The sequence below is a fragment of the Rhodopseudomonas sp. genome, assembly GCF_036404135.1.
Classification (GTDB): domain Bacteria; phylum Pseudomonadota; class Alphaproteobacteria; order Rhizobiales; family Xanthobacteraceae; genus Rhodopseudomonas_A.
Genome location: NZ_DASWPE010000185.1, coordinates 1 through 18,502, shown reverse-complemented (window position 1 = coordinate 18,502; position 18,502 = coordinate 1). Strand labels below are relative to the sequence as shown.

Below are 18,502 nucleotides of genomic sequence, written 5' to 3'. Positions count from 1 at the left end.
GATGAAGTCGAAGGATCGCAAAATTCGTCGCATCGCCGCGGTGCAGGCCCGGCTGCACCGCATCGCCGAATGGCAGTTGATGGAATGTCAGGCCAAGGAGAGCGAGCTCGACGACCGCCGGCGGCGGATCATCGAGGGCTTCAACGACGACACCAAGCTGCCGGAGCTGATGGCGCAGGTCGCCGGGCGGAGCCTGCGGGCGGCGAGCGTCGAGCATGGCGTCGTCACCAAGACCAGACAGCGGCTGGCGGCGCAGGCCCGCGACGAGGCGCGCAAGCTGAAACAGGTGCTGCGCAAGGTTCACCTGCTCGCCGGCCGCGCGATTCGCGAGCAGGAGAAGCGGATATTGGAGGACGAAATTGACAAGTCGGTCTCAGTCGAACAGCCCTAGCCCGCGTCCGGCACCCCCGGCCGCCGCGCGGAGCCAGCCATGACGGTCGCCCCGGTTCAGGATCTGATCACCGAGGTGATGGCGGCCGCAGACCCGGCGTCGCAGCGCATCGCGGCCAGCCGACTGGAGCGGCTGTCCCCGGCCGCTGCGCAGGACTTCGCCGCCACGGTCGATCAGAAGATCGAGGCCGGCGCGCTCGAGCCGATCACGCCGCAGGCGGACGGCAGCGCAGCGGCGGCGGCCGGCGCGGCGCTCGACGGCGCCGGGCACGCGCCGATCGTCAAGGCCAGCGGCGGCAACGCCGCGGTGTATCGCAAATTCGAAGCCTTTATCCTGCAGATGTTCGTGGAATCGATGCTGCCGAAGGACGCCAACGAGGTGTTTGGAAAAGGCACCGCCGGAACCGTCTGGCGATCGATGCTGGCCGAACAGATCGGCAACGAGATGAGCAAGGGCAACGGCATCGGCATCGCCAAGCAATTGGCGAATTCGCGCGCCGCGGCGGATGCGGCCGTCGAGGGCTGAGCGCGGACGAGAACATGGAGGGAGAAGGCAGATGGATCTTGAGCAGCAGCGCAATGTCGTGGCATGGGGCGAGCAGCGCTCCGGCGTCGAAACCAACAACGGCGAGAGCAATGGCGATGTGCCGCCGCCGCTGCCCGCCGACGCCGAGGAGCAGGCGGCGCCGGGGCAGTGGCTCGGCACCGCCAGCAGCACGTTGAACGCGATCGAGCGGCTCAATGCGACGATCGACGAGGAAACCGAGCGGCTCGCGATCCGGGTCTCGGTCGATCTCGAAGCCTCCAGCCAGCGCAAGAACCGCGGGCTGCTCGAACTGACGCGGGCGATGCGGCTGGCGCAAGGCGCCCCGATCGATCCGCGCGTGGTGCCGCATCTGGCGCGGCTGCGCGCCAGCCTGGTTAGGAACCAGGCGGCGCTGCAGATCCACCTCGACGCGGTGCGCGAAGTCTCCGCGATCATCGCCCGCTCGATTCAGGAAGTGGAATCCGACGGCACCTATTCGGCGGGGTCGCGGCGATGCAAATGATCCGGCTGTTGATCGCCGGCGCCTGGGCCTGTCTGGTCACCGCCGGCGCCAGCATGGCGATGTCGTATTGGAAGCAGGATCGCGCCGCGCCGCCGCCCGCGGAGGAGGCGCTCGGCGGTCTGGTCTACGAGAAGACCAAGGTCATCAACGTGCCGATGATCGCCGACGGCAGCGTTCAAGGCTACATCGTCGCGCAATTGGTGTTCACCGCCGAGGCGCGCGCGCTGCGGCAATTGCCGGTGCCGGCTGAACCGTTCGTCGTCGACGAGGCGTTTCGCGCCATCTACGGCGACCAGAAGCTGGATTTCAAGAATCTGGCGCGCTACGACCTTGCGCAATTCACCCAGACGGTACGCGAGCACGTCAACGACAGGCTGCAAAGCGACGTGCTGCGCGACGTGCTGGTGCAGGATTTCAACTATGTCTCGAAGGATCAGATTCGCCGTTAGCGCGCGATTTCAGGTCGTCGAGACGATATCCCATGTAGCGCTTGGATTCGATCGGGTCGTAGCCGAGATGGCCGCGCAGCTTCTTGCGCAGCTTGCTGACATGGCTCTCGATGACGTTCTCGTCGAAGCTTGCGTCGAACAGTCCGTAGATGGCGTTGAACATCTGGTTCTTGGTCAGCCACTTGCCTTGATGGCTGACCAGATGTTCGAGGATGCGCAGTTCGCGGCGCGGCAGCTCCAGGGTGCGGCCGCCGATTTCGGGATCGCGGCCGTCGAGAAATACCCGGATCACGCTGGTCGGGGTCTGTTCGGCCGGGCCGATGGTGCGGCGGCGGATCACCGCGGTGCGCGCCAGGATCTCGCGAACATGCACCGGGGCGTTGACCACGTCGTCGACCCCGGCCTCGAACAATTCGATGGTGCTCTTGAGATGCTTCAGACCGTTCAAGGCGATGATCGGCGCGCGGCAGCGGTTGCGGATGCTCGGCGGCAGACTGATGCGGTCGGCGCAGTCGCCCAATAGAAACGCCCCGATCGCCCCGAGGTCGTTGCCGACCGCGCCTTCCAGCCAATCGCGAAAATCTGTCGACGAGAAGCCGATCGAGACGATGCCTTCGCGATCAAACCCCGCAGCGTAGCCCTGAATGACGCCCTTACGGTCGTCGATGACAACAAACATGTAACAATCCCCCAGCGTGATCGCCTAGATGCCATTGCGGAGCCGAACCCGGCACGTTCGCTCCATTCGCCCGACGCATACCGACGCAACACAACAGTTACGGGATTCGGAAAAGCGCGGGATGCGCTCTCCGGAAGGATGGGCACGGAGCGGTCGTCTTACGTCTGTGGGGACAGCGACCGTGACGATGTCGTTCGACGACGTGATGGATGGTCGCGGCGGTCCGCACAATGCAGCGGCATTTCGCTCTGTTCATCCGACTTCGACGCATCGCATGTGCGAATCCGAACTCGTAGTATTACGTATTACGTCAAAATGGTGCCCGACGGTCAAGCGAATCGAAATATGCGGAAACGCAGCGCAACTAATCAAACTGCCAAAGTTGCATAAAAGACTCACTGCGGCGTTCGTTCGTGTCAGATCGCGCGCTTGGCGCTGCAACGTCATGCTACATAATGCAACGCACTGCTACGTAGTGCGACGCGGTGATACACGTTGCTACACGTTGCTACGCAATGCTCCGTAAATCATGCGTCGGTTCGATGACGAATCACTGCATCGGGTCGATGCGGATGCGCGTCGCGTGGCTCCGGTGAGCGATGGCTGGTGGATTATTGCGGGGGGAAGGCGGCGCGGCCGAGGGCGCGGCGTTGCGTCAACGTGATCGCGAACTCGGCGCCCGGCGGATCATGATCGCCACGCAATCGGGCCGTTGCTTTTCGGCGGAGCCTCAGCGGGAAACGATCAGGCCCTTGCTCGTCGTCACCTGCAGCCGGCCGTTCGCCGACGTGATGTCCTGGATGCGGCCGAGCGCGGGGACATCCTGGCCGAGACTGACCTCGATCACCCCCGAGGGCCCTTCGAGCACGGCGGCGCCGTCGTAAGCGCGCCGTACTCGCCAGCCGGCGACCACCGCGGGCTCTGCGGCGGCCGGCGGTCGCGGCCGTTGAATGGTGCCGGTGATCTCGCCCGGCGGATCGCCCGGTTCGGCGTAAGCCGACTGCGTCGCTTCCTGCGCCGCGGGTTCGAGCTTGCGCGCCGCGACCGGCTGATCGGCGCGGTCAAAGCGGGCGGCGAGCCGCACGATGCGGTCGCTGAAGGTCTGGTTGGCGGCGGCGAGCGCGCTGCGGTTGGCCGCCACGTCGTTGGAGAGCGCGGCAATGCTGTGGCGTAACTGTTCAACGGAATCGCGAAGGCCGCGCAGCTCGGCGGCCGGCGGCCTCGCCGTTGTGGTAGTCGCCGGCTGTACGAACAGATAGGCCAGCCCGCCGGCGCAGAGCAGTGTGGAGAGGCCGACATACGAGGCCAGCGACACGAACGGCATCGTCCATGGATACGACTTTGGTGGACGCACCACGAGAGTCGCCGGTGGTACCGGCCGGCGCGGCTTCGGCTTGGCGGGCTCTGCGCGCGCCATCGCCTGGGTGCGCCGGAAGCTGGCCAGCACCTCCTTGGCGAGCATTTCGTCGAAGCTCGCAGTGCCGACATGGTGCCGCGCGCCGTTGCCGACCGGGCGGAGCGGCGGCGCGGCATTGTCGGCGGCCGCCGCGGCTGTGCGCGGCTCCGCCGCTGCGGTCGGCGACGTGGCCTTGTTAGTTGATGCGTCGACCATGGCTGTCTGCGGCGATGTTGAAAAAATATTTGGCTATGGATAGCAGGCGAAGCTTGTCCGAAGCCGTCGCGCGGCGATCTTGCGGTGATTTTTTCGTGCATTTGCAGCTGCACAGGCGCGTAAAACTTAATGTGTTTGTTTTGTGCAAAAATCGAGCAATGTTTTATCTAAGCCGACTTTCTTCGTTTTGATTCATGTTGAGTGAAGAACTCGGTCATAGGTTGCCGCGATGAGTACTGATTTGAAATCTTGGGCTGAAAAATTCGCTGCCGAGTTGACCGTTGACGGCGAGCGCGTGCCGTTCGAGCGCGTGCTGGCTCACCACCTCGACGAAATCACCAAGCTTCGCGCGACGTCGCGTCTCACCTGGCGCAGCATGGCGTCGCTGCTGGCCCGCGCCGGCGCGCGCCGCGGCGACGGCGGGCCGATCTCGGCGGATCAATTGCGGGTCGGCTACGCCAGATTGGCGCGCCGAGAGGAGACCAGCGGTTCGACGCCGCCGCGGTCGTCCTCGTCCTGATGGCCGAATCGCCCGCGACGCGGAGCGCGGCGCATCGGCCTTGGCCGAAAGTCCAACTTCACAGCCGACGCGGTCGCGGTCGCGATGGGGCCTGCGGCGCGTCCGCGTCGCAGGTAGTAGGGTGTGTCTTGGCGCTTTACGGCGAATGCCGGGCGTCAAGCCGTGGCCGCGCCCGGCTGCGGCGCAGCCGTCGAAGCCCGGCACCGCAGCCGCGGTTCAGATGATCGCGAGCGCCTGCTCGAGATCCTCGGTGAGGTCCTCGACGTCCTCGATCCCGATCGACAGCCGGATCAGATTGGGCTTGATGCCGCGCGCCAGCCGGTCGGCTTCCGGCAGCGAGCCATGGCTCATGGTCCAGGGTTGCCCGACCAGGCTCTCCACCGCGCCGAGGCTTTCGGCCAGCGCGATCAGCTGGACGCGTTTTAGCACCTCGACGGTCTGCTGCTCGTCGGCTTTGAGATAGGCCGCGACCATGCCGCCGCCATTGGCCATCTGCCGTTTGGCGAGGTCGTGCTGCGGGTGGCTTTCGAGGCCCGGATAGATCACCCGTTCGACCTTGGGATGCGCCTCCAGCCAGCGCGCCACCGCGAGCGCGTTGTCGGCGTGGCGCTGCAGCCGCAGCGGCAGCGTCTTGATGCCGCGCAGCGCCAGGAAACTCGAGAACGGATCGAGGATGCCGCCGGTGGCGTTCTGCAGAAACGCCAGCTTCTGCTCGAGCCCGGCGTCGCGCACCACGATGGCGCCGCCGACGATGTCGGAATGGCCGCCGATATATTTGGTGACCGAATGCACCACGATATCGATGCCGTGCTCGAGCGGACGCTGCACCGCCGGCGAGGCGAAGGTGTTGTCGACCACGGTGAGCACGCCGCGCTCGCGGCCGATCGCCGCCACGGCGTCGAGGTCGGCGAGCCGCAGCAGCGGATTGCTCGGGGTCTCGATCCAGATGAAGGCGGTGTCGGGCCGGATCGCGGCGCGGATCGCCGCGGGATCGGCGGGATCGATGTGCGTCACGGTCAACGCCGCCGAATGATTGCGCACCCGATGAAACAGCCGCCAGCTGCCGCCGTAGAGATCTTCCGACGCCACCACGTGGCTGCCGTGCGGCGCGAGTTCGAGAATCGCGGCTTCCGCGGCGAGCCCGGAGGCAAAGGCAAAGCCGGCATGGCCGCGCTCGGCATCGGCGATCGCCGCCTCGAACGCCGCCCGGGTCGGGTTCTGCGAGCGGGCGTATTCGTAGCCTTTATGGACGCCGGGGGCCTGTTGCACGAAGGTCGAGGTGGCGTAGATCGGCGTCGTCACCGCGCCGGTCGTGGGATCGGGCGTCTGGCCGCCATGCACGGCGCGGGTGTTCGGCCCGGGGAGCCGGCTGTTACGAATCTTGTCATGCATGTCGGTCGACCTTGCGGCGGAGGTGGTTGACGAGATCGATCCGCGTGATCAACCCCAGGAAATGCGAGCCGTCGACCACCACGACGACGTGGCCGCGGTCGAACACCGGCAACAATTGCTCGAGCGGCGTCGACACCGGCACGGTCTCGACCCGTTCGCTCATCGCCAGGCTGACCGGCTGGGAAAATCGCTCGGCGTCGGCGAAGGTCGCCATCAACAGATCGGACTCGTCGATGATTCCGACCACGTGATCGTCGGTCAGCACCGGCAGTTGCGACACGTCGTACAGCTTCATCCGCGAATAGGCGAAGTTCAAGGTGTCGTCGGGCGCCACGGTGATCGCCGCGCCCTCGTCGTGGCGGCGCTGGATCAGGTCGCGCAAATCGCCCTGCTGCGGCCGGCGCACGAAACCCTGGTCGGCCATCCAGGCGTCGTTGAACATCTTCGACAGATATTTGTTGCCGCCGTCCGGAAACAGCGTGACCACGCGCTTCGGCTCGGTCTGTGCGCGGCAATAGCGCAGCGCCGCGGCGAGCAGCGTGCCGGAGGAGGAGCCGGCGAGAATGCCTTCGCGGCGCAGCAGCTCGCGAGCCGCGGCAAAAGACTCCGCGTCGGAGATCGAATAGCCGCGCGCCACCAAAGACAGATCGGCATTGGGCGGCACGAAATCCTCGCCGATGCCCTCGACCAGCCAGCTGCCGAGTTCGCCGGGCTGCCGTCCCTCGACCACATCGACCAGGATCGAGCCCTGCGGATCGGCCAGCACCATTTCGGTCGACGGCGACATCCGGGCGAAGAACCGGCTGATCCCGGTCATGGTGCCGCCGGAGCCGATGCCGGCCACCACCGCGTCGACCCGGCGATCCATCTGCTCCCAGATTTCCGGCGCGGTGCCGATCTCATGGGCCAGGGGATTCGCCGGATTGGCGAACTGATTGACGAACACCGCGCCGGGGGTCTGCGCAGTGATGCGCGCGGCGAGGTCCTGGTAATAGGCCGGATGGCCCTTGCCGACGTCGGAGCGGGTCATCACCACTTCGGCGCCGAGCGCCTTGAGGTGCAGCACTTTCTCCCGGCTCATCTTGTCGGGAATGACCAGGATCAGCCGGTAGCCTTTCAGCGCCGCGACCAGCGCCAGGCCAAGCCCGGTGTTGCCGGCGGTGGCCTCGACCAGCGTGCCGCCCGGCTGCAACTGGCCGTCGTGCTCGAACGCGGTGATCATCGACAGCGCCGGGCGGTCCTTGATCGAGCCGCCGGGATTCTGGAATTCGAGCTTGGCGAATAGCCGGCACGGCCCCGCATCGAGCTGGGTGAGTTCGACCAGCGGCGTGTTGCCGATCAGATCGATCACCCCGCCGGGGGTCTGTTGGTTGGACGGCAAGGCTGCAATCATATTCACTGTGCGTCTCGCAAAGATGGCGTTCCCGTGATCGGATCACCGCGCGCCGCGGCTGGCAACTAACTGAGCCTCGGATCGCGCCGTCGTCAATACGCGGCGACGACTTCAGCACAAACCGCAAGTCTTGCCGCCCCGCGCAGCATGGAACTGCACAAACCGTCACGCCGGCAGCATTGTGTTCTTCCCGGCATCGGTCAACGCAAGCCGCGCCCTATCGCGGTCATGTGAAATCACGTTGCGGTGACGGCCGCCGCATCTGCGCGCCGCGTCGCGCAGAGCCGACGAGTCGCGGCCGCTTGGATTGTCAGCACGGTGATACCTCGCGCAACGTTGACAGTAACGAATAGGTCGCCGGCCCTCGCATTGAAGAAAACTGTTCACGCTGCGCTGCGCACAATGAAAGCCAATCCTCGCGCAAATGCGTTACGAGTCGTGGCATCCGCCCGCGACAGCGGCGGACTGACCACGCAACTATCAGCTCACGCAACTATCAGCGCACGCCGGTCGCATGCCGACCGTCCGCTGATATGAAATCTGCAACGATGTGATCGCGCATGGGTCTGCCGCCGAGCTCAACCGAACCAACCCGGGTGGCGATCGCCACCGGCGACGGCGTCGCGGTCACCGAACATTTCGGCTACGCGACCCAGTTCCAGATCTGGGAATTTTCCGGCCGCGCGCCGCGGCTGGTGGAGACGCGGCGCAATCTGCCGGCCTGCGGCGCCGATCGCAGCGCGGAGCGCCGCGACCCGATGGATATTTCGGTGGATCTGGTCGCCGATTGCCGCGCCGTGGTGGTGGCGCGGATCGGCGAGTGCGCCATCAACCGGCTGGCGGCGCTCGGCATCCTGGCGTTCGAGACCGAGGACGCGGTGGCCACCGCGCTGCGCGAATTGGCCGATAGCACGGTGTTGCGGGAGCCAGCGCGCGCATGACGATGCCAGTGGATTCCTGCCCGGCGCAGACCATGCGGATGGCGGCGACCAAGCCGGCGTTTCCGGCGTTGGAGGGCCGCCACCCCTGCTTCAGCACCACCGCGGTCGGCCACGCCCGCAGCGCGCGGCTGCATCTGCCGGTCAGTCCCGGCTGCAATATCGATTGCGCGTTCTGCATTCGCGATTTCAATCGCCGCGAGCAGCGCCCCGGCGTGGCGACGCGGCTGCTCAGTCCGGATCAGGCGGTGGAGATCACCGAGCGGGCGCTCGAACTGTGCCCGACCATCAACGTGGTCGGCATCGCCGGGCCGGGCGATCCGTTGGCGACGCCGCATGCCTTGCAGACATTTGAAAAGGTGCATGCGCGCTGGCCGGAGCTGGTGCTGTGCCTGTCGACCAACGGCCTGATGCTGCCGCAGCGGATCGAGGAGATCGCCGCGGTCGGCGTCAGCACGCTGACCGTCACGGTCAATTCGGTCGACCCGCAGATCCAGGCGCAGATCACCCCGAAGATCGCCTGGCAGCGCCGCAGGCTCGACGGCATCGCCGCCGCCGAACGGCTGATCGCCAATCAGCTCGACGGCATCGCCAAAGCCGCGGCGCTCGGCCTGACCATCAAGATCAACACCGTGCTGATCCCGACCGTCAACGACGACCACATCGGCACGGTGGCGGAGCGCGTGGCCGAGGCCGGCGCGCAGCTCATCAACATCATCCCGCTGATCCCGCAGCACGGCTTCGCGCATCTGCCGGCGCCCGGAATGATGAAGCGCTATGTCGCCCGCGCCGACGCCGAGCAACACCTGCGGGTGTTTACGCATTGCCAGCGCTGCCGCGCCGACGCCTGCGGCATTCCCGGCGTCAGCGACTACACCGCGCAACTCTACGGCGACGGCATCAGCGCCGAGCCGACCTTCTCGCACGGCTGACGCCGTCCATCCGACACCACAACAGGAGCGCCGATCATGGCCAAGAAGCTCAAGCAGATTGCGATTTACGGCAAAGGCGGGATCGGCAAGTCGACCACCACCTCGAATATTAGCGCGGCGCTGGCCGAGGCCGGATATAAAGTGATGCAGTTCGGCGCCGACCCCAAGGCCGACTCCACCAACACGCTGCGCGGCGGCGAATACATTCCCTCGGTGCTCGATCTGTTGGCCGAGCGGCGCCGGGTCGACGCCTATGAGGCGATCTTCGAAGGCTTCGGCGGCATCTATTGCGTCGAGGCCGGCGGCCCGCAGCCCGGCGTCGGCTGCGCCGGCCGCGGCATCATCACCGCGGTCGAACTGCTGAAGCAGCAGCGGGTGTTCGAGGAACTCGACCTCGACATCGTGATCTACGACGTGCTCGGCGACGTGGTGTGCGGCGGCTTCGCGGTGCCGGTGCGCGAGGGCATCGCCGAACACGTGTTCACGGTGTCGTCGTCGGATTTCATGGCGATCTACGCCGCCAACAATCTGTTCCGCGGCATTGAGCGGTTCTCCAATTCCGGCGGCGCCCTGCTCGGCGGCATCATCGCCAATTCGATCAACACCGATTTCCAGCGCGAGATCATCGACGATTTCGCCAGCCGCACCGATACCCCGATCGTGCAATATGTGCCGCGTTCGCTCACCGTCACCCAGGCCGAATTGAGCGGCCGCACCACCATCGAGGCGGCGCCGCAATCGGCGCAGGCCGATGTCTACCGCCAGCTCGCGCGGCGCATCGCCGAACATACCGATTCCAAGGTGCCGACCCCGCTCAACCCGACGCAGCTGCGCGAATGGTCGGCGCGCTGGGCCGACCATCTGGTCGCCGCCGAACGCGCCGAGGCCGAGCGCAACCGGCAGGTCGCCTGAGCGGTTCAATTGTCATCGCGAGCCGAGCGCGGCGCGAAGCGCCGGGCGAAAGCGAAGCAATCCAGGGGCAACATTTGCTGACCTCACCCGCAACCCTGGATTGCTTCGTCGCAAGAGCTCCTCGCAATGACGCGGTTGAACGCCTGATTTCGCATGAGGCGTCGCCACCCGCGATGCCGAGACCCAAGCTGCCATTCCACCGTCGCACCGGACCTTACGCATGACCCTCAACTTGAAAACCTCCAGCGTCGAGACCCGCGAGCAGCGGCTCGGCACCATCATCGGCTGGGACGGCACCGCGACTGAGCTCGCCGATCAATCGGCGTTTTCGCGCGGCGATTGCGGCGGCTGCGGCGGCAAGGCGCGGCGGATCTGCGAATTGGAAGGCCCGTTCACCCAGGGCTCGGTGTGCAGCGAGCAGATGGTGGAATGTCAGGCCGGCAACATCCGCGACGCCGTCTTGATCCAGCATTCGCCGATCGGCTGCGGCGCCGGCCAAGTGATCTACAATTCGATCTATCGCAATGGTCTCGCGATGCGCGGGCTGCCGGTGCAGAACATCCGCTTCATCTCGACCAATCTGCGCGAACGCGACATGGTCTATGGCGGCGTCGACAAGCTCGCCTCGGCGATCAAGGCCGCGGTCGAGCGCCACGCGCCGAAGGCGGTGTTCATCGCCACCTCCTGCGCCTCGGGCATCATCGGCGATGACGTCGAAAGCGTGGCGCGCGCCGCCGAGGCCGAATTCGGCATTCCGGTGATCCCGCTGCATTGCGAGGGCTTCAAGTCGAAGCACTGGTCGACCGGCTTCGACGCCACCCAGCACGGCATCCTGCGCCAGATCGTGCGCAAGAACCCGGAGAAGCGGCAGGACGATCTGATCAACGTCATCAATCTGTGGGGCACCGACGTGTTCACCCCGATGCTCGGCGAACTCGGGCTACGGGTGAACTACGTCGTCGACATGGCGACCGTCGAGCAATTGGCGCAGATGTCAGAAGCCCGCGCCACCGTCTCGTTCTGCTACACGCTCGGCACTTATCTGGCCACCGCGCTGGAGCAGGAATTCGGCGTCGAGCAGGTCAAGGCGCCGCAGCCCTACGGCTTCGCCGGCACCGACGCCTGGCTGCGCGAACTCGCCCGCGTCACCGGACGCGAGCAGCAGGCGGAAGACTACATCGCCCGCGAGCACGCGCGGGTGAAGCCGCTGCTCGCCGAGTTGCGGCCGAAGCTGAAAGGCCTGAAGGGCTATGTCGCCACCGGCTCGGCCTATTCGCACGGGCTGATCGGCGTGCTGCGCGAGATCGGCGTCGAGGTCGACGGCTCCTTGGTGTTCCACCACGACCCGGTCTACGACAGCGAAGACCCGCGGCAGGACTCGCTGGCGCATCTGGTCGAGAATTACGGCGACGTCAGGCATTTCACCGTCGGCAACCGCCAGCAATATCAGTTCTACAATCTGTTGCAGCGGGTGAAGCCGGACTTCATCATCATCCGCCACAATGGCCTCGCGCCGCTCGCAGCACGGCTCGGCATCCCGGCGATCCCGCTCGGCGACGAGCACCATGCGCTCGGCTATCAGGGCATGGTCAATCTCGGCGAGTCGATCCTGGCGGCGTTGCAGCACCGCAAATTCCATCAGGATATCGCGAAGCGCGTCAGCCTTCCCTACAAGCAATCCTGGCTGGCGCAGTCCGATCCGTTCGCGCTCGCGCGTAGCACCACCGCCGCCGCCGCCGAGTAAAGGACTCCAGCAATGGCCATTCTTGCGCTCAAATCGCGCCCGACCGAGATCACCGCGGATGCCGACACCTCCGGGCCGATCGAACTGGTTCGCTACGTCTGCGCGATCGGCGCGATGCAGAGTGCGGCGGCGATTCCGCGGGTGGTGCCGATCACCCATTGCGGGCCGGGCTGCGCCGACAAACAATACGTGAACCTGGCGTTCTACAACGGCTTCCAGGGCTCGGGCTATGGCGGCGGCCCGGTGGTGCCCTCGACCAACGCCTCGCAGCGCGAGGTGATCTTCGGCGGCGCCGACCGGCTGCGCGAACTGATCGACTCCACGCAAACCGTGCTCGATGCCGATCTGTTCGTGGTGCTGACCGGCTGCATCCCGGATCTGGTCGGCGACGACGTCGGCTCGGTGGTGCGCGATTTCCAGAAGAAAGGCGTGCCGATCGTCTACGCCGAGACCGGCGGCTTTCGCGGCAACAATTTCACCGGCCACGAGGCGGTGACGCGGGCGATCATCGAACAATATCTCGGCGAATGGGACGGCGTCCGCAACAAAGGGCTGGTCAATCTGTGGTCGCTATTGCCGTATCAGAACACGTTCTGGCGCGGCGACCTCGAGGAGATCAAGCGGCTTCTGGAAGGCATCGGGCTCAAGGTCAACGTGCTGTTCGGGCCGGATTCCGCAGGCCTCAGCGAATGGCGCGACATCCCGCATGCGCAGTTCAACCTGGTGCTGTCGCCGTGGCTCGGGCTGTCCACCGCGAGGCTGCTGGAGGAGCGGTTCTACCAGCCGTTCCTGCACATTCCGGTGCTGCCGATCGGCGCCCGGCAGAGCGGCGAGTTCTTGCGGCAGGTGGCGGAGTTCGCCGGGCTCGCGCCGGAGCCGGTCGAAGCGTTCATCGCTCGCGAGGAAACCCGCTACTACAATTACATCGACGGCTTCACCGATTTCTATTCGGAATATTGGTGGGGGCTGCCGGCGAAATTCGCGGTGGTCGGCGACAGCGCCTACAATCTGGCGTTGACCAAGTTTCTCGTTACCCAACTCGGGCTGATCCCGGCCAAGCAGATCGTCACCGAGGACCCGCCGGTCGAGCACCGCGACGCCATCCGCGAGCAATTCCGCAACATCGACCACGACGTCAGCGTCGAGATCGAATTCATCGAGGACAGCTACCAGATCCACCAGAGCATCCGCAACGCGGATTTCGGCCACAAGCCGCCGATCATCTTCGGCACCACCTGGGAGCGCGATCTGGTCAAGGAAATGAAGGGCTCGCTGGTCGAGGTCGGCTTCCCCGCCTCCTATGAAGTGGTGCTGTCGCGCAGCTATGTCGGCTATCGCGGCGCGCTGTCGCTGCTGGAGCGGATCTACTCCACGGTGGTCAGCCACAGCGCCTGACCGCCGCCGATCGCGGCCCGGGAATCTGGCTTGCGGCGCGCGAGGGCCCGCACAACATGATGCCGATCGACCCGATGATGCACATGCAGGGCTGAGAGCGTAGCGCGGCGCGCATCGCATTGCTCGCCGAGGAACGATTGCCGCACCGAGGAATTATTTCGCGGTCGGCAGCTGCAAAGCGTCGCGAGCCTCGCCAGCCGAAGCTCGTCCCGGCGCTTTCGGATGTCGTCCTGTGGAGTTGCTTTGTGTCGTGGTCAGCCCGGTTTTCGCCGCCGATTCCTCTTCCCGGAGGCGGCGAATTGGCCACCCTGCACGACGCCCGCGCCTTCCTGATCCGATTGCCGCGTCACGAATACAACCTGCCGCGCTGGCAGACCGCGCTTGCCGCGGTGCTGATGGTCGGCAGCGACGGCGGTCCGACCGATTTCGCCCGCATCGGCATGATGCAAGCGCTGCGCGGGCGCCCCCGCCGGTCTTGACTTCCGCCGACCGGCGTCGCCGCGGCGCGCCGGCGCTCAGCCCACCGCCGGCAGCCTGTCGATCAGCTTGTCGAGCGTCACCGGATAGTCCCGTACCCGGACCCCGGTGGCGTTGTACACCGCGTTGGCGACCGCGGCGGCCACCCCGCAAATGCCGAGCTCGGCGATGCCCTTGGCCTTCATCGGCGACGACATCGGATCGGTCTCGTCGAGGAAAATCACCTCCTGATGCGGAATGTCGGCGTGCACTGGCACTTCGTAGCCGGCAAGGTCGTGGTTGACGAAGAAGCCGGCGCGCTTGTCGACCACCAGTTCCTCCATCAGTGCCGCGCCGACGCCCATGGTCATCGCGCCGATTACCTGGCTGCGCGCGGTCTTCGGGTTGAGGATGCGGCCGGCCGCGCACACCGCGAGCATGCGCCGGACCCGGATTTCGGCGGTCGCGGCGTCGACACCGACCTCGACGAAATGCGCGCCGAACGTCGACTGCTGATACTTCTTGTCGAGATCGCCATATTCGATGCCGTCCTCGGCGCTGAGGCTGCCGTCGCGCGCGGCGTCGGCCAGCGCCACGCCGCGATTGCCGGATCGCACCTCGCCGTCGGTGAACGCGGCTTCGGCTGAGTTGAAGCCGAGCTTCTGCGCGATCATTTCGCGCAGCTTGAGACAGGCGGCGTAGACGCCGGCGGTGGAATTATTGCCGCCCCATTGCCCGCCGGATCCGGCCGACACCGGGAATGCGGAATCGCCAAGCCGCACCGCCACTTTGTTCATCGGCACGCCCATCATCTCCGCGGCGGTCTGCGCGATGATGGTATAGCTGCCGGTGCCGATATCGGTCATGTCGGTCTCGACGGTGATCATGCCGTCATTGTCGAGCCGCACCCGCGCCGCCGATTTGGTGAGCTGGTTGTTGCGGAACGCGGCGGCGACGCCGAGCCCGACCAGCCAGCGGCCGTCGCGCGTCGCGCCGGGCTTCGGGTTGCGCTTGGCCCAGCCGAAGCGGTCGCGGCCGGTCTCGAAGCACTGGATCAACTGCCGCTGCGAGAACGGCAGCTCCGGCTTGGCCGCGGTGCCGACGGTCTGCGGCTCTTTCGCGGCGGCCTTGGCATTGTCCGGCACCACCTGGGTATCGTTGAGAATCCGAAACTCGACCGGGTCGATGGCGAGCTTCTCGGCGATCTCGTCGATAGCGATTTCCAGCGCCATCATGCCGGTGGCTTCGCCCGGCGCGCGCATCGCATTGCCTTCCGGCAGATCGAGCACCGCGAGCCTCGTCGCGGTCATGCGATTGGCGCCGGCATAAAGCTGGCGGGTCTGGCTGACCGCGCCGTCCGGCTTGCCGCCCGGCAGATCGCCGGACCAGCTTTCATGGCCGATCGCGGTGATCTTGCCCTTGTCGAGCGGCCCGGCATTCTCCGCGGTGACGATCGCCAGCACGCCCGGCGCCGACTTCGCGGCGGCAAGGTCGATGGCGTTGATGCGTCCCTTGGCGATCGCAGCGCCCAGCACATAGCCATAGGCGGCGTTCGGCACCACGTCGTGGCGTTCATAGGCGTAGCGCGCGGACCCGGTGGTCTTCAGCGGGCCGTCGATGCGATCGAGCGGCTGGCCGATCACCTTGAGCTGGTCGATCGGATTGCTGCCCGCGGGGGTGTCGAACTTCATGGCTCAGCCTTTCGCTTCGGCCAGCACGGCGCCGAGCGTGCGCTCGACCAGCGGCCGTTTGAATGCGTTCTGTTCGGTGGTCCTGGCGTCCGCCAGCAATTTGTCGGTCACCGCCTTGGCACCGCGCGGCAGCTCGGCGTCGGCGGCCTCGATGCGCCATGGCTTGTGCGCGACGCCGCCGAGTGCCACGCGCCCGGTGCCGTCGCGCTGCACGATGGCGGCGACCGAGATCAGCGCAAAGGCGAACGAGGCGCGGTCGCGCACCTTGCGATAGATCTGCGTGCCGCCGGCGGGCCTCGGCAGCGTCACCGCGGTGATCAGTTCGCCGGGCCTCAGCGTGGTTTCGATCTGCGGGGTGTCGCCGGGCAGCCGGTGGAAGTCGGCGATCGGAATCCGTCGCGCCGCGCCATCGGCGTTGACCGTCTCGACGGTGGCGTCGAGCAGCCGCATCGCCACCGCCATGTCGCTCGGATGGGTGGCGACGCAGGCCTCGCTGGCGCCGACGATGGCGTGCTGCCGGCTGAAGCCTTGCAACGCGCCGCAGCCGCTGCCGGGCTGGCGTTTGTTGCAGGGCTGGTTCCCGCTGGATACGCTGCTCGCCACCTGGGGGCTGTCGCTGATCCTGCAGCAGGCCTATCGCTCGATCTTCGGCGCCCGCGAGGTCGGCGTCGAGCTGCCGCAATGGATGCTCGGCTCCAAGCAGATCACCGACACCATCGAGGTGCCGATCAACGGCATCTTCGTGATGGCGCTGACGCTGCTGATCACGCTGTGCGTCGCCTTCATCATGTACAAATCGCGCTGGGGCCGCCAGGTCCGCGCGGTGATGCAGAATAGGGTGATGGCCGGCGCGGTCGGCATCAACACCGAGAAGGTCGATCGCTATACGTTCGGGCTCGGCTGCGGCATCGCCGGCGTCGCCGGATCAGCCTTCACCATGATCGGCTCGACCGGGCCGACCTCCGGCCAGCTCTACATCGTCGATACGTTTTTGGTCGTGGTGTTCGGCGGCGCCGCTAGCCTGTTCGGCACCATTGCGTCGGCCTTCACCATCTCGCAGGCGCAGTCGACCATGGAATTCTTCATGTCCGGCTCGATGGCCAAGGTGCTGACGCTGTTGGCCATCGTCGCCATCCTGATGCTGCGGCCGCAAGGCCTGTTCGCGCTCAAGGTGCGCAAATGAGGACGGCAGCGATGCACACTCCGCGTTTCTTCAATCGCACCGAGGCGCTCGGCCTCGTGGTTCTGGCGCTGTTGCTGGTGGTGATCCTGCCGCTGTCGCTCGACGTGTTCCGGCTCAACCTGGTGGCGAAGTACTTGACCTACGCCTTCGTCGCCATTGGTCTCGTGCTGTGCTGGGGCTTTGGCGGCATCTTGAGCCTGGGGCAGGGGGTATTCTTCGGGCTCGGCGGTTATTGCATGGCGATGTATCTGAAACTCGAAGCCAGTAGCGTCGCCAACACCAAGATTCAGTCGACGCCGGGCATTCCGGATTTCATGGACTGGAATCAGATCACCCAATTGCCGCTGTTCTGGCAACCGTTCCATAGCCTCACGCTGACGATTCTGGCGATCCTGATCGTGCCGGCGCTGTTCGCCTATCTGATCGGCGCCGCGATGTTCAAGCGCCGGGTTGGCGGGGTGTATTTCGCCATCATCACGCAGGCGGTGGCGGCGATCCTCACCATCCTGATCGTCGGCCAGCAGGGCTACACCGGCGGCATCAACGGCATCACCGATCTGCGCACGCTGAAGGGCTGGGACATCCGGCCGGACCACGCCAAATTCCTGCTGTATTTCTTCGAGGTGGCGTTGCTGTTCGGCTGCATCCTGATTGCATTGTTCGTGCGGCACTCCAAGCTCGGCCGCATCCTGGTGGCGATGCGCGAGAAGGAGGACCGGGTGCGGTTCTCCGGCTACAGCGTCGCCAATTTCAAGATCTTCGCGTTTTGTCTCGCGGCGATATTCGCGGCGATCGGCGGCGCGATGTTTACGCTCCAGGTCGGCTTCATGTCGCCGTCCTTCGTCGGCATCACGCCGTCGATCGAGATGGTGATCTACACCGCGGTCGGGGGCCGGCTGTCGATCTTTGGCGCGGTGTATGGAACCTTGTTAGTCAACTTCGCCAAGACCAGCCTGTCGGAATCCTTCCCGCAGCTCTGGCTGTTCGGGCTTGGCGCGCTGTTCATCGCCGTGGTGCTCGCCTTCCCGAATGGCCTTGCCGGCATCTGGCGCGATCACGTGCAGCCGCGGCTCGACCGGCTGATCAGTCGCAAGCCGAAATCCGGCTGGAGCGACAATTCCGTCGCCGACGGCGCGCCCGCGGAGTGAGGAGACGATCATGCTGATCAACCATCAACAACCCGATTTCCTGCTCGCGGTGGAAGCGCTCACCGTGTCGTTCGACGGCTTCAAGGCGGTCAACGACCTGTCGTTCTACGTCGATGAGAACGAGATCCGCGTCATCATCGGCCCCAACGGCGCCGGCAAGACCACGGTGCTCGACGTGATCTGCGGCAAGACCAAAGCGACCTCCGGTGCGATCCATTTTCGTGACAAGGACCTCACGAAGATGAAGGAAAACCAGATTGTGCAGGCCGGGGTCGGCCGCAAATTCCAGACGCCGTCGATCTATGACGATCTAACTGTGTTCGAGAACCTGGAGATCTCGTTCCCGCGCGGCCGCTCGGTGTTCGGCGCTTTGACCTTCAAGCGCGACGCGGTGGTCCGCGACCGCGTCGAAGAAGTCGCCCAGATGATCTTCCTCAAGGACCGCCTCAACATGTCGGCCTAACTGCTCAGCCACGGCCAGAAGCAGTGGCTGGAGATCGGCATGCTGCTGATCCAGGACCCAGACCTCCTGATGCTCGACGAGCCGGTCGCCGGCATGAGCGTCAGCGAGCGTGTCAAGACCGCGGAGCTGCTCAACAAGATCATCAAGAACCGTTCG

The 18,502-nt window shown here is 65.7% G+C and carries 17 protein-coding genes and 3 pseudogenes; 14 read left to right on the top strand and 6 right to left on the bottom strand.

The window, feature by feature from the left end; genetic code table 11:
• Position 1: 1 nt before the first annotated feature.
• From VGC77_RS20760 to VGC77_RS20745, 4 genes are read left to right on the top strand one after another with little or no spacing between them, the layout of a single operon-like run.
• Positions 2–391, top strand: coding sequence for a hypothetical protein (locus tag VGC77_RS20760; protein ID WP_331173453.1), 390 nt, complete (start codon positions 2–4; stop codon positions 389–391).
• A gap of 39 nt (positions 392–430) precedes the next feature.
• The gene (locus VGC77_RS20755) at positions 431–916 is read left to right on the top strand and encodes a rod-binding protein (RefSeq protein ID WP_331173452.1); all 486 of its coding nucleotides are present in this window, start codon (positions 431–433) and stop codon (positions 914–916) included.
• 31 nt (positions 917–947) lie between these two features.
• On the top strand, positions 948–1,439 hold the full coding sequence (locus VGC77_RS20750; protein ID WP_331173451.1) for a hypothetical protein: 492 nt from the start codon (positions 948–950) through the stop codon (positions 1,437–1,439).
• Positions 1,436–1,888, top strand: a complete 453-nt coding sequence (locus VGC77_RS20745) for a hypothetical protein (protein ID WP_331173450.1) — start codon at positions 1,436–1,438, stop codon at positions 1,886–1,888. The genes VGC77_RS20750 and VGC77_RS20745 overlap by 4 nt, the downstream gene beginning before the upstream one ends.
• On the opposite strand, the gene VGC77_RS20740 is transcribed toward VGC77_RS20745, so the two are convergent.
• The gene (locus VGC77_RS20740; protein WP_331173449.1) at positions 1,854–2,567 is read right to left on the bottom strand and encodes a response regulator transcription factor; all 714 of its coding nucleotides are present in this window, start codon (positions 2,565–2,567) and stop codon (positions 1,854–1,856) included. The two genes, VGC77_RS20745 and VGC77_RS20740, sit on opposite strands and share 35 nt — an antisense overlap.
• 730 nt (positions 2,568–3,297) lie before the next feature.
• Positions 3,298–4,179, bottom strand: a complete 882-nt coding sequence (locus tag VGC77_RS20735) for a hypothetical protein (RefSeq protein WP_331173448.1) — start codon at positions 4,177–4,179, stop codon at positions 3,298–3,300.
• Positions 4,180–4,408: 229 nt separating this feature from the next.
• On the opposite strand from VGC77_RS20735, the gene VGC77_RS20730 reads away from it, so the two are divergent.
• Positions 4,409–4,699, top strand: coding sequence for a hypothetical protein (locus VGC77_RS20730; protein ID WP_331173447.1), 291 nt, complete (start codon positions 4,409–4,411; stop codon positions 4,697–4,699).
• A 216-nt stretch (positions 4,700–4,915) separates the two neighbouring features.
• Here the strand turns inward: VGC77_RS20730 and VGC77_RS20725 are convergent, their stop codons facing one another.
• Both VGC77_RS20725 and VGC77_RS20720 read right to left on the bottom strand, forming a co-directional pair.
• Positions 4,916–6,091 (bottom strand): PLP-dependent aspartate aminotransferase family protein, encoded by a 1,176-nt coding sequence (locus tag VGC77_RS20725; protein WP_331173446.1) that lies wholly within the window; start codon positions 6,089–6,091, stop codon positions 4,916–4,918.
• Complete coding sequence (locus VGC77_RS20720; protein WP_331173445.1) at positions 6,084–7,472, bottom strand: cystathionine beta-synthase; 1,389 nt, start codon at positions 7,470–7,472, stop codon at positions 6,084–6,086. The genes VGC77_RS20725 and VGC77_RS20720 overlap by 8 nt, the downstream gene beginning before the upstream one ends.
• 572 nt (positions 7,473–8,044) lie before the next feature.
• Between VGC77_RS20720 and VGC77_RS20715 the strand changes: the two genes are divergently transcribed.
• From VGC77_RS20715 to VGC77_RS20690, 6 genes are all read left to right on the top strand, one after another.
• Positions 8,045–8,425 (top strand): NifB/NifX family molybdenum-iron cluster-binding protein, encoded by a 381-nt coding sequence (locus VGC77_RS20715; RefSeq protein WP_331173444.1) that lies wholly within the window; start codon positions 8,045–8,047, stop codon positions 8,423–8,425.
• Entirely contained in the window at positions 8,422–9,354 is a 933-nt protein-coding gene (locus tag VGC77_RS20710; protein WP_331173443.1) for a radical SAM protein, read from the top strand. Before VGC77_RS20715 ends, VGC77_RS20710 begins: the two co-directional genes overlap by 4 nt.
• Positions 9,355–9,390: 36 nt before the next feature.
• Positions 9,391–10,266, top strand: a complete 876-nt coding sequence (gene nifH / locus VGC77_RS20705) for a nitrogenase iron protein (protein WP_331173442.1) — start codon at positions 9,391–9,393, stop codon at positions 10,264–10,266.
• A 220-nt stretch (positions 10,267–10,486) separates the two neighbouring features.
• The gene (locus VGC77_RS20700) at positions 10,487–12,010 is read left to right on the top strand and encodes a nitrogenase component 1 (RefSeq protein WP_331173441.1); all 1,524 of its coding nucleotides are present in this window, start codon (positions 10,487–10,489) and stop codon (positions 12,008–12,010) included.
• A gap of 12 nt (positions 12,011–12,022) precedes the next feature.
• Positions 12,023–13,405, top strand: coding sequence for a nitrogenase component 1 (locus VGC77_RS20695; protein WP_331173440.1), 1,383 nt, complete (start codon positions 12,023–12,025; stop codon positions 13,403–13,405).
• A gap of 119 nt (positions 13,406–13,524) precedes the next feature.
• Positions 13,525–13,884 (top strand): hypothetical protein, encoded by a 360-nt coding sequence (locus tag VGC77_RS20690; protein WP_331173439.1) that lies wholly within the window; start codon positions 13,525–13,527, stop codon positions 13,882–13,884.
• A gap of 36 nt (positions 13,885–13,920) precedes the next feature.
• Here the strand turns inward: VGC77_RS20690 and VGC77_RS20685 are convergent, their stop codons facing one another.
• Positions 13,921–15,552 carry a molybdopterin cofactor-binding domain-containing protein gene (locus VGC77_RS20685; protein ID WP_331173438.1) on the bottom strand — a complete coding sequence of 544 codons (1,632 nt, stop codon included), beginning with the start codon at positions 15,550–15,552 and terminating at the stop codon, positions 13,921–13,923.
• 3 nt (positions 15,553–15,555) lie between these two features.
• Positions 15,556–16,131: pseudogene (locus tag VGC77_RS20680) on the bottom strand (FAD binding domain-containing protein); the annotation flags it as partial.
• Between the two features lies 1 nt (position 16,132).
• Between VGC77_RS20680 and urtB the strand changes: the two are divergent.
• From urtB to VGC77_RS20665, 3 genes and pseudogenes are all read left to right on the top strand, one after another.
• A pseudogene (gene urtB / locus VGC77_RS20675) lies at positions 16,133–16,735 on the top strand (urea ABC transporter permease subunit UrtB); the annotation flags it as partial.
• Positions 16,736–16,746: 11 nt separating this feature from the next.
• Positions 16,747–17,883 carry an urea ABC transporter permease subunit UrtC gene (urtC, locus tag VGC77_RS20670; protein WP_331173437.1) on the top strand — a complete coding sequence of 379 codons (1,137 nt, stop codon included), beginning with the start codon at positions 16,747–16,749 and terminating at the stop codon, positions 17,881–17,883.
• A gap of 10 nt (positions 17,884–17,893) precedes the next feature.
• Positions 17,894–18,502, top strand: a pseudogene (locus VGC77_RS20665) (ABC transporter ATP-binding protein); the annotation flags it as partial.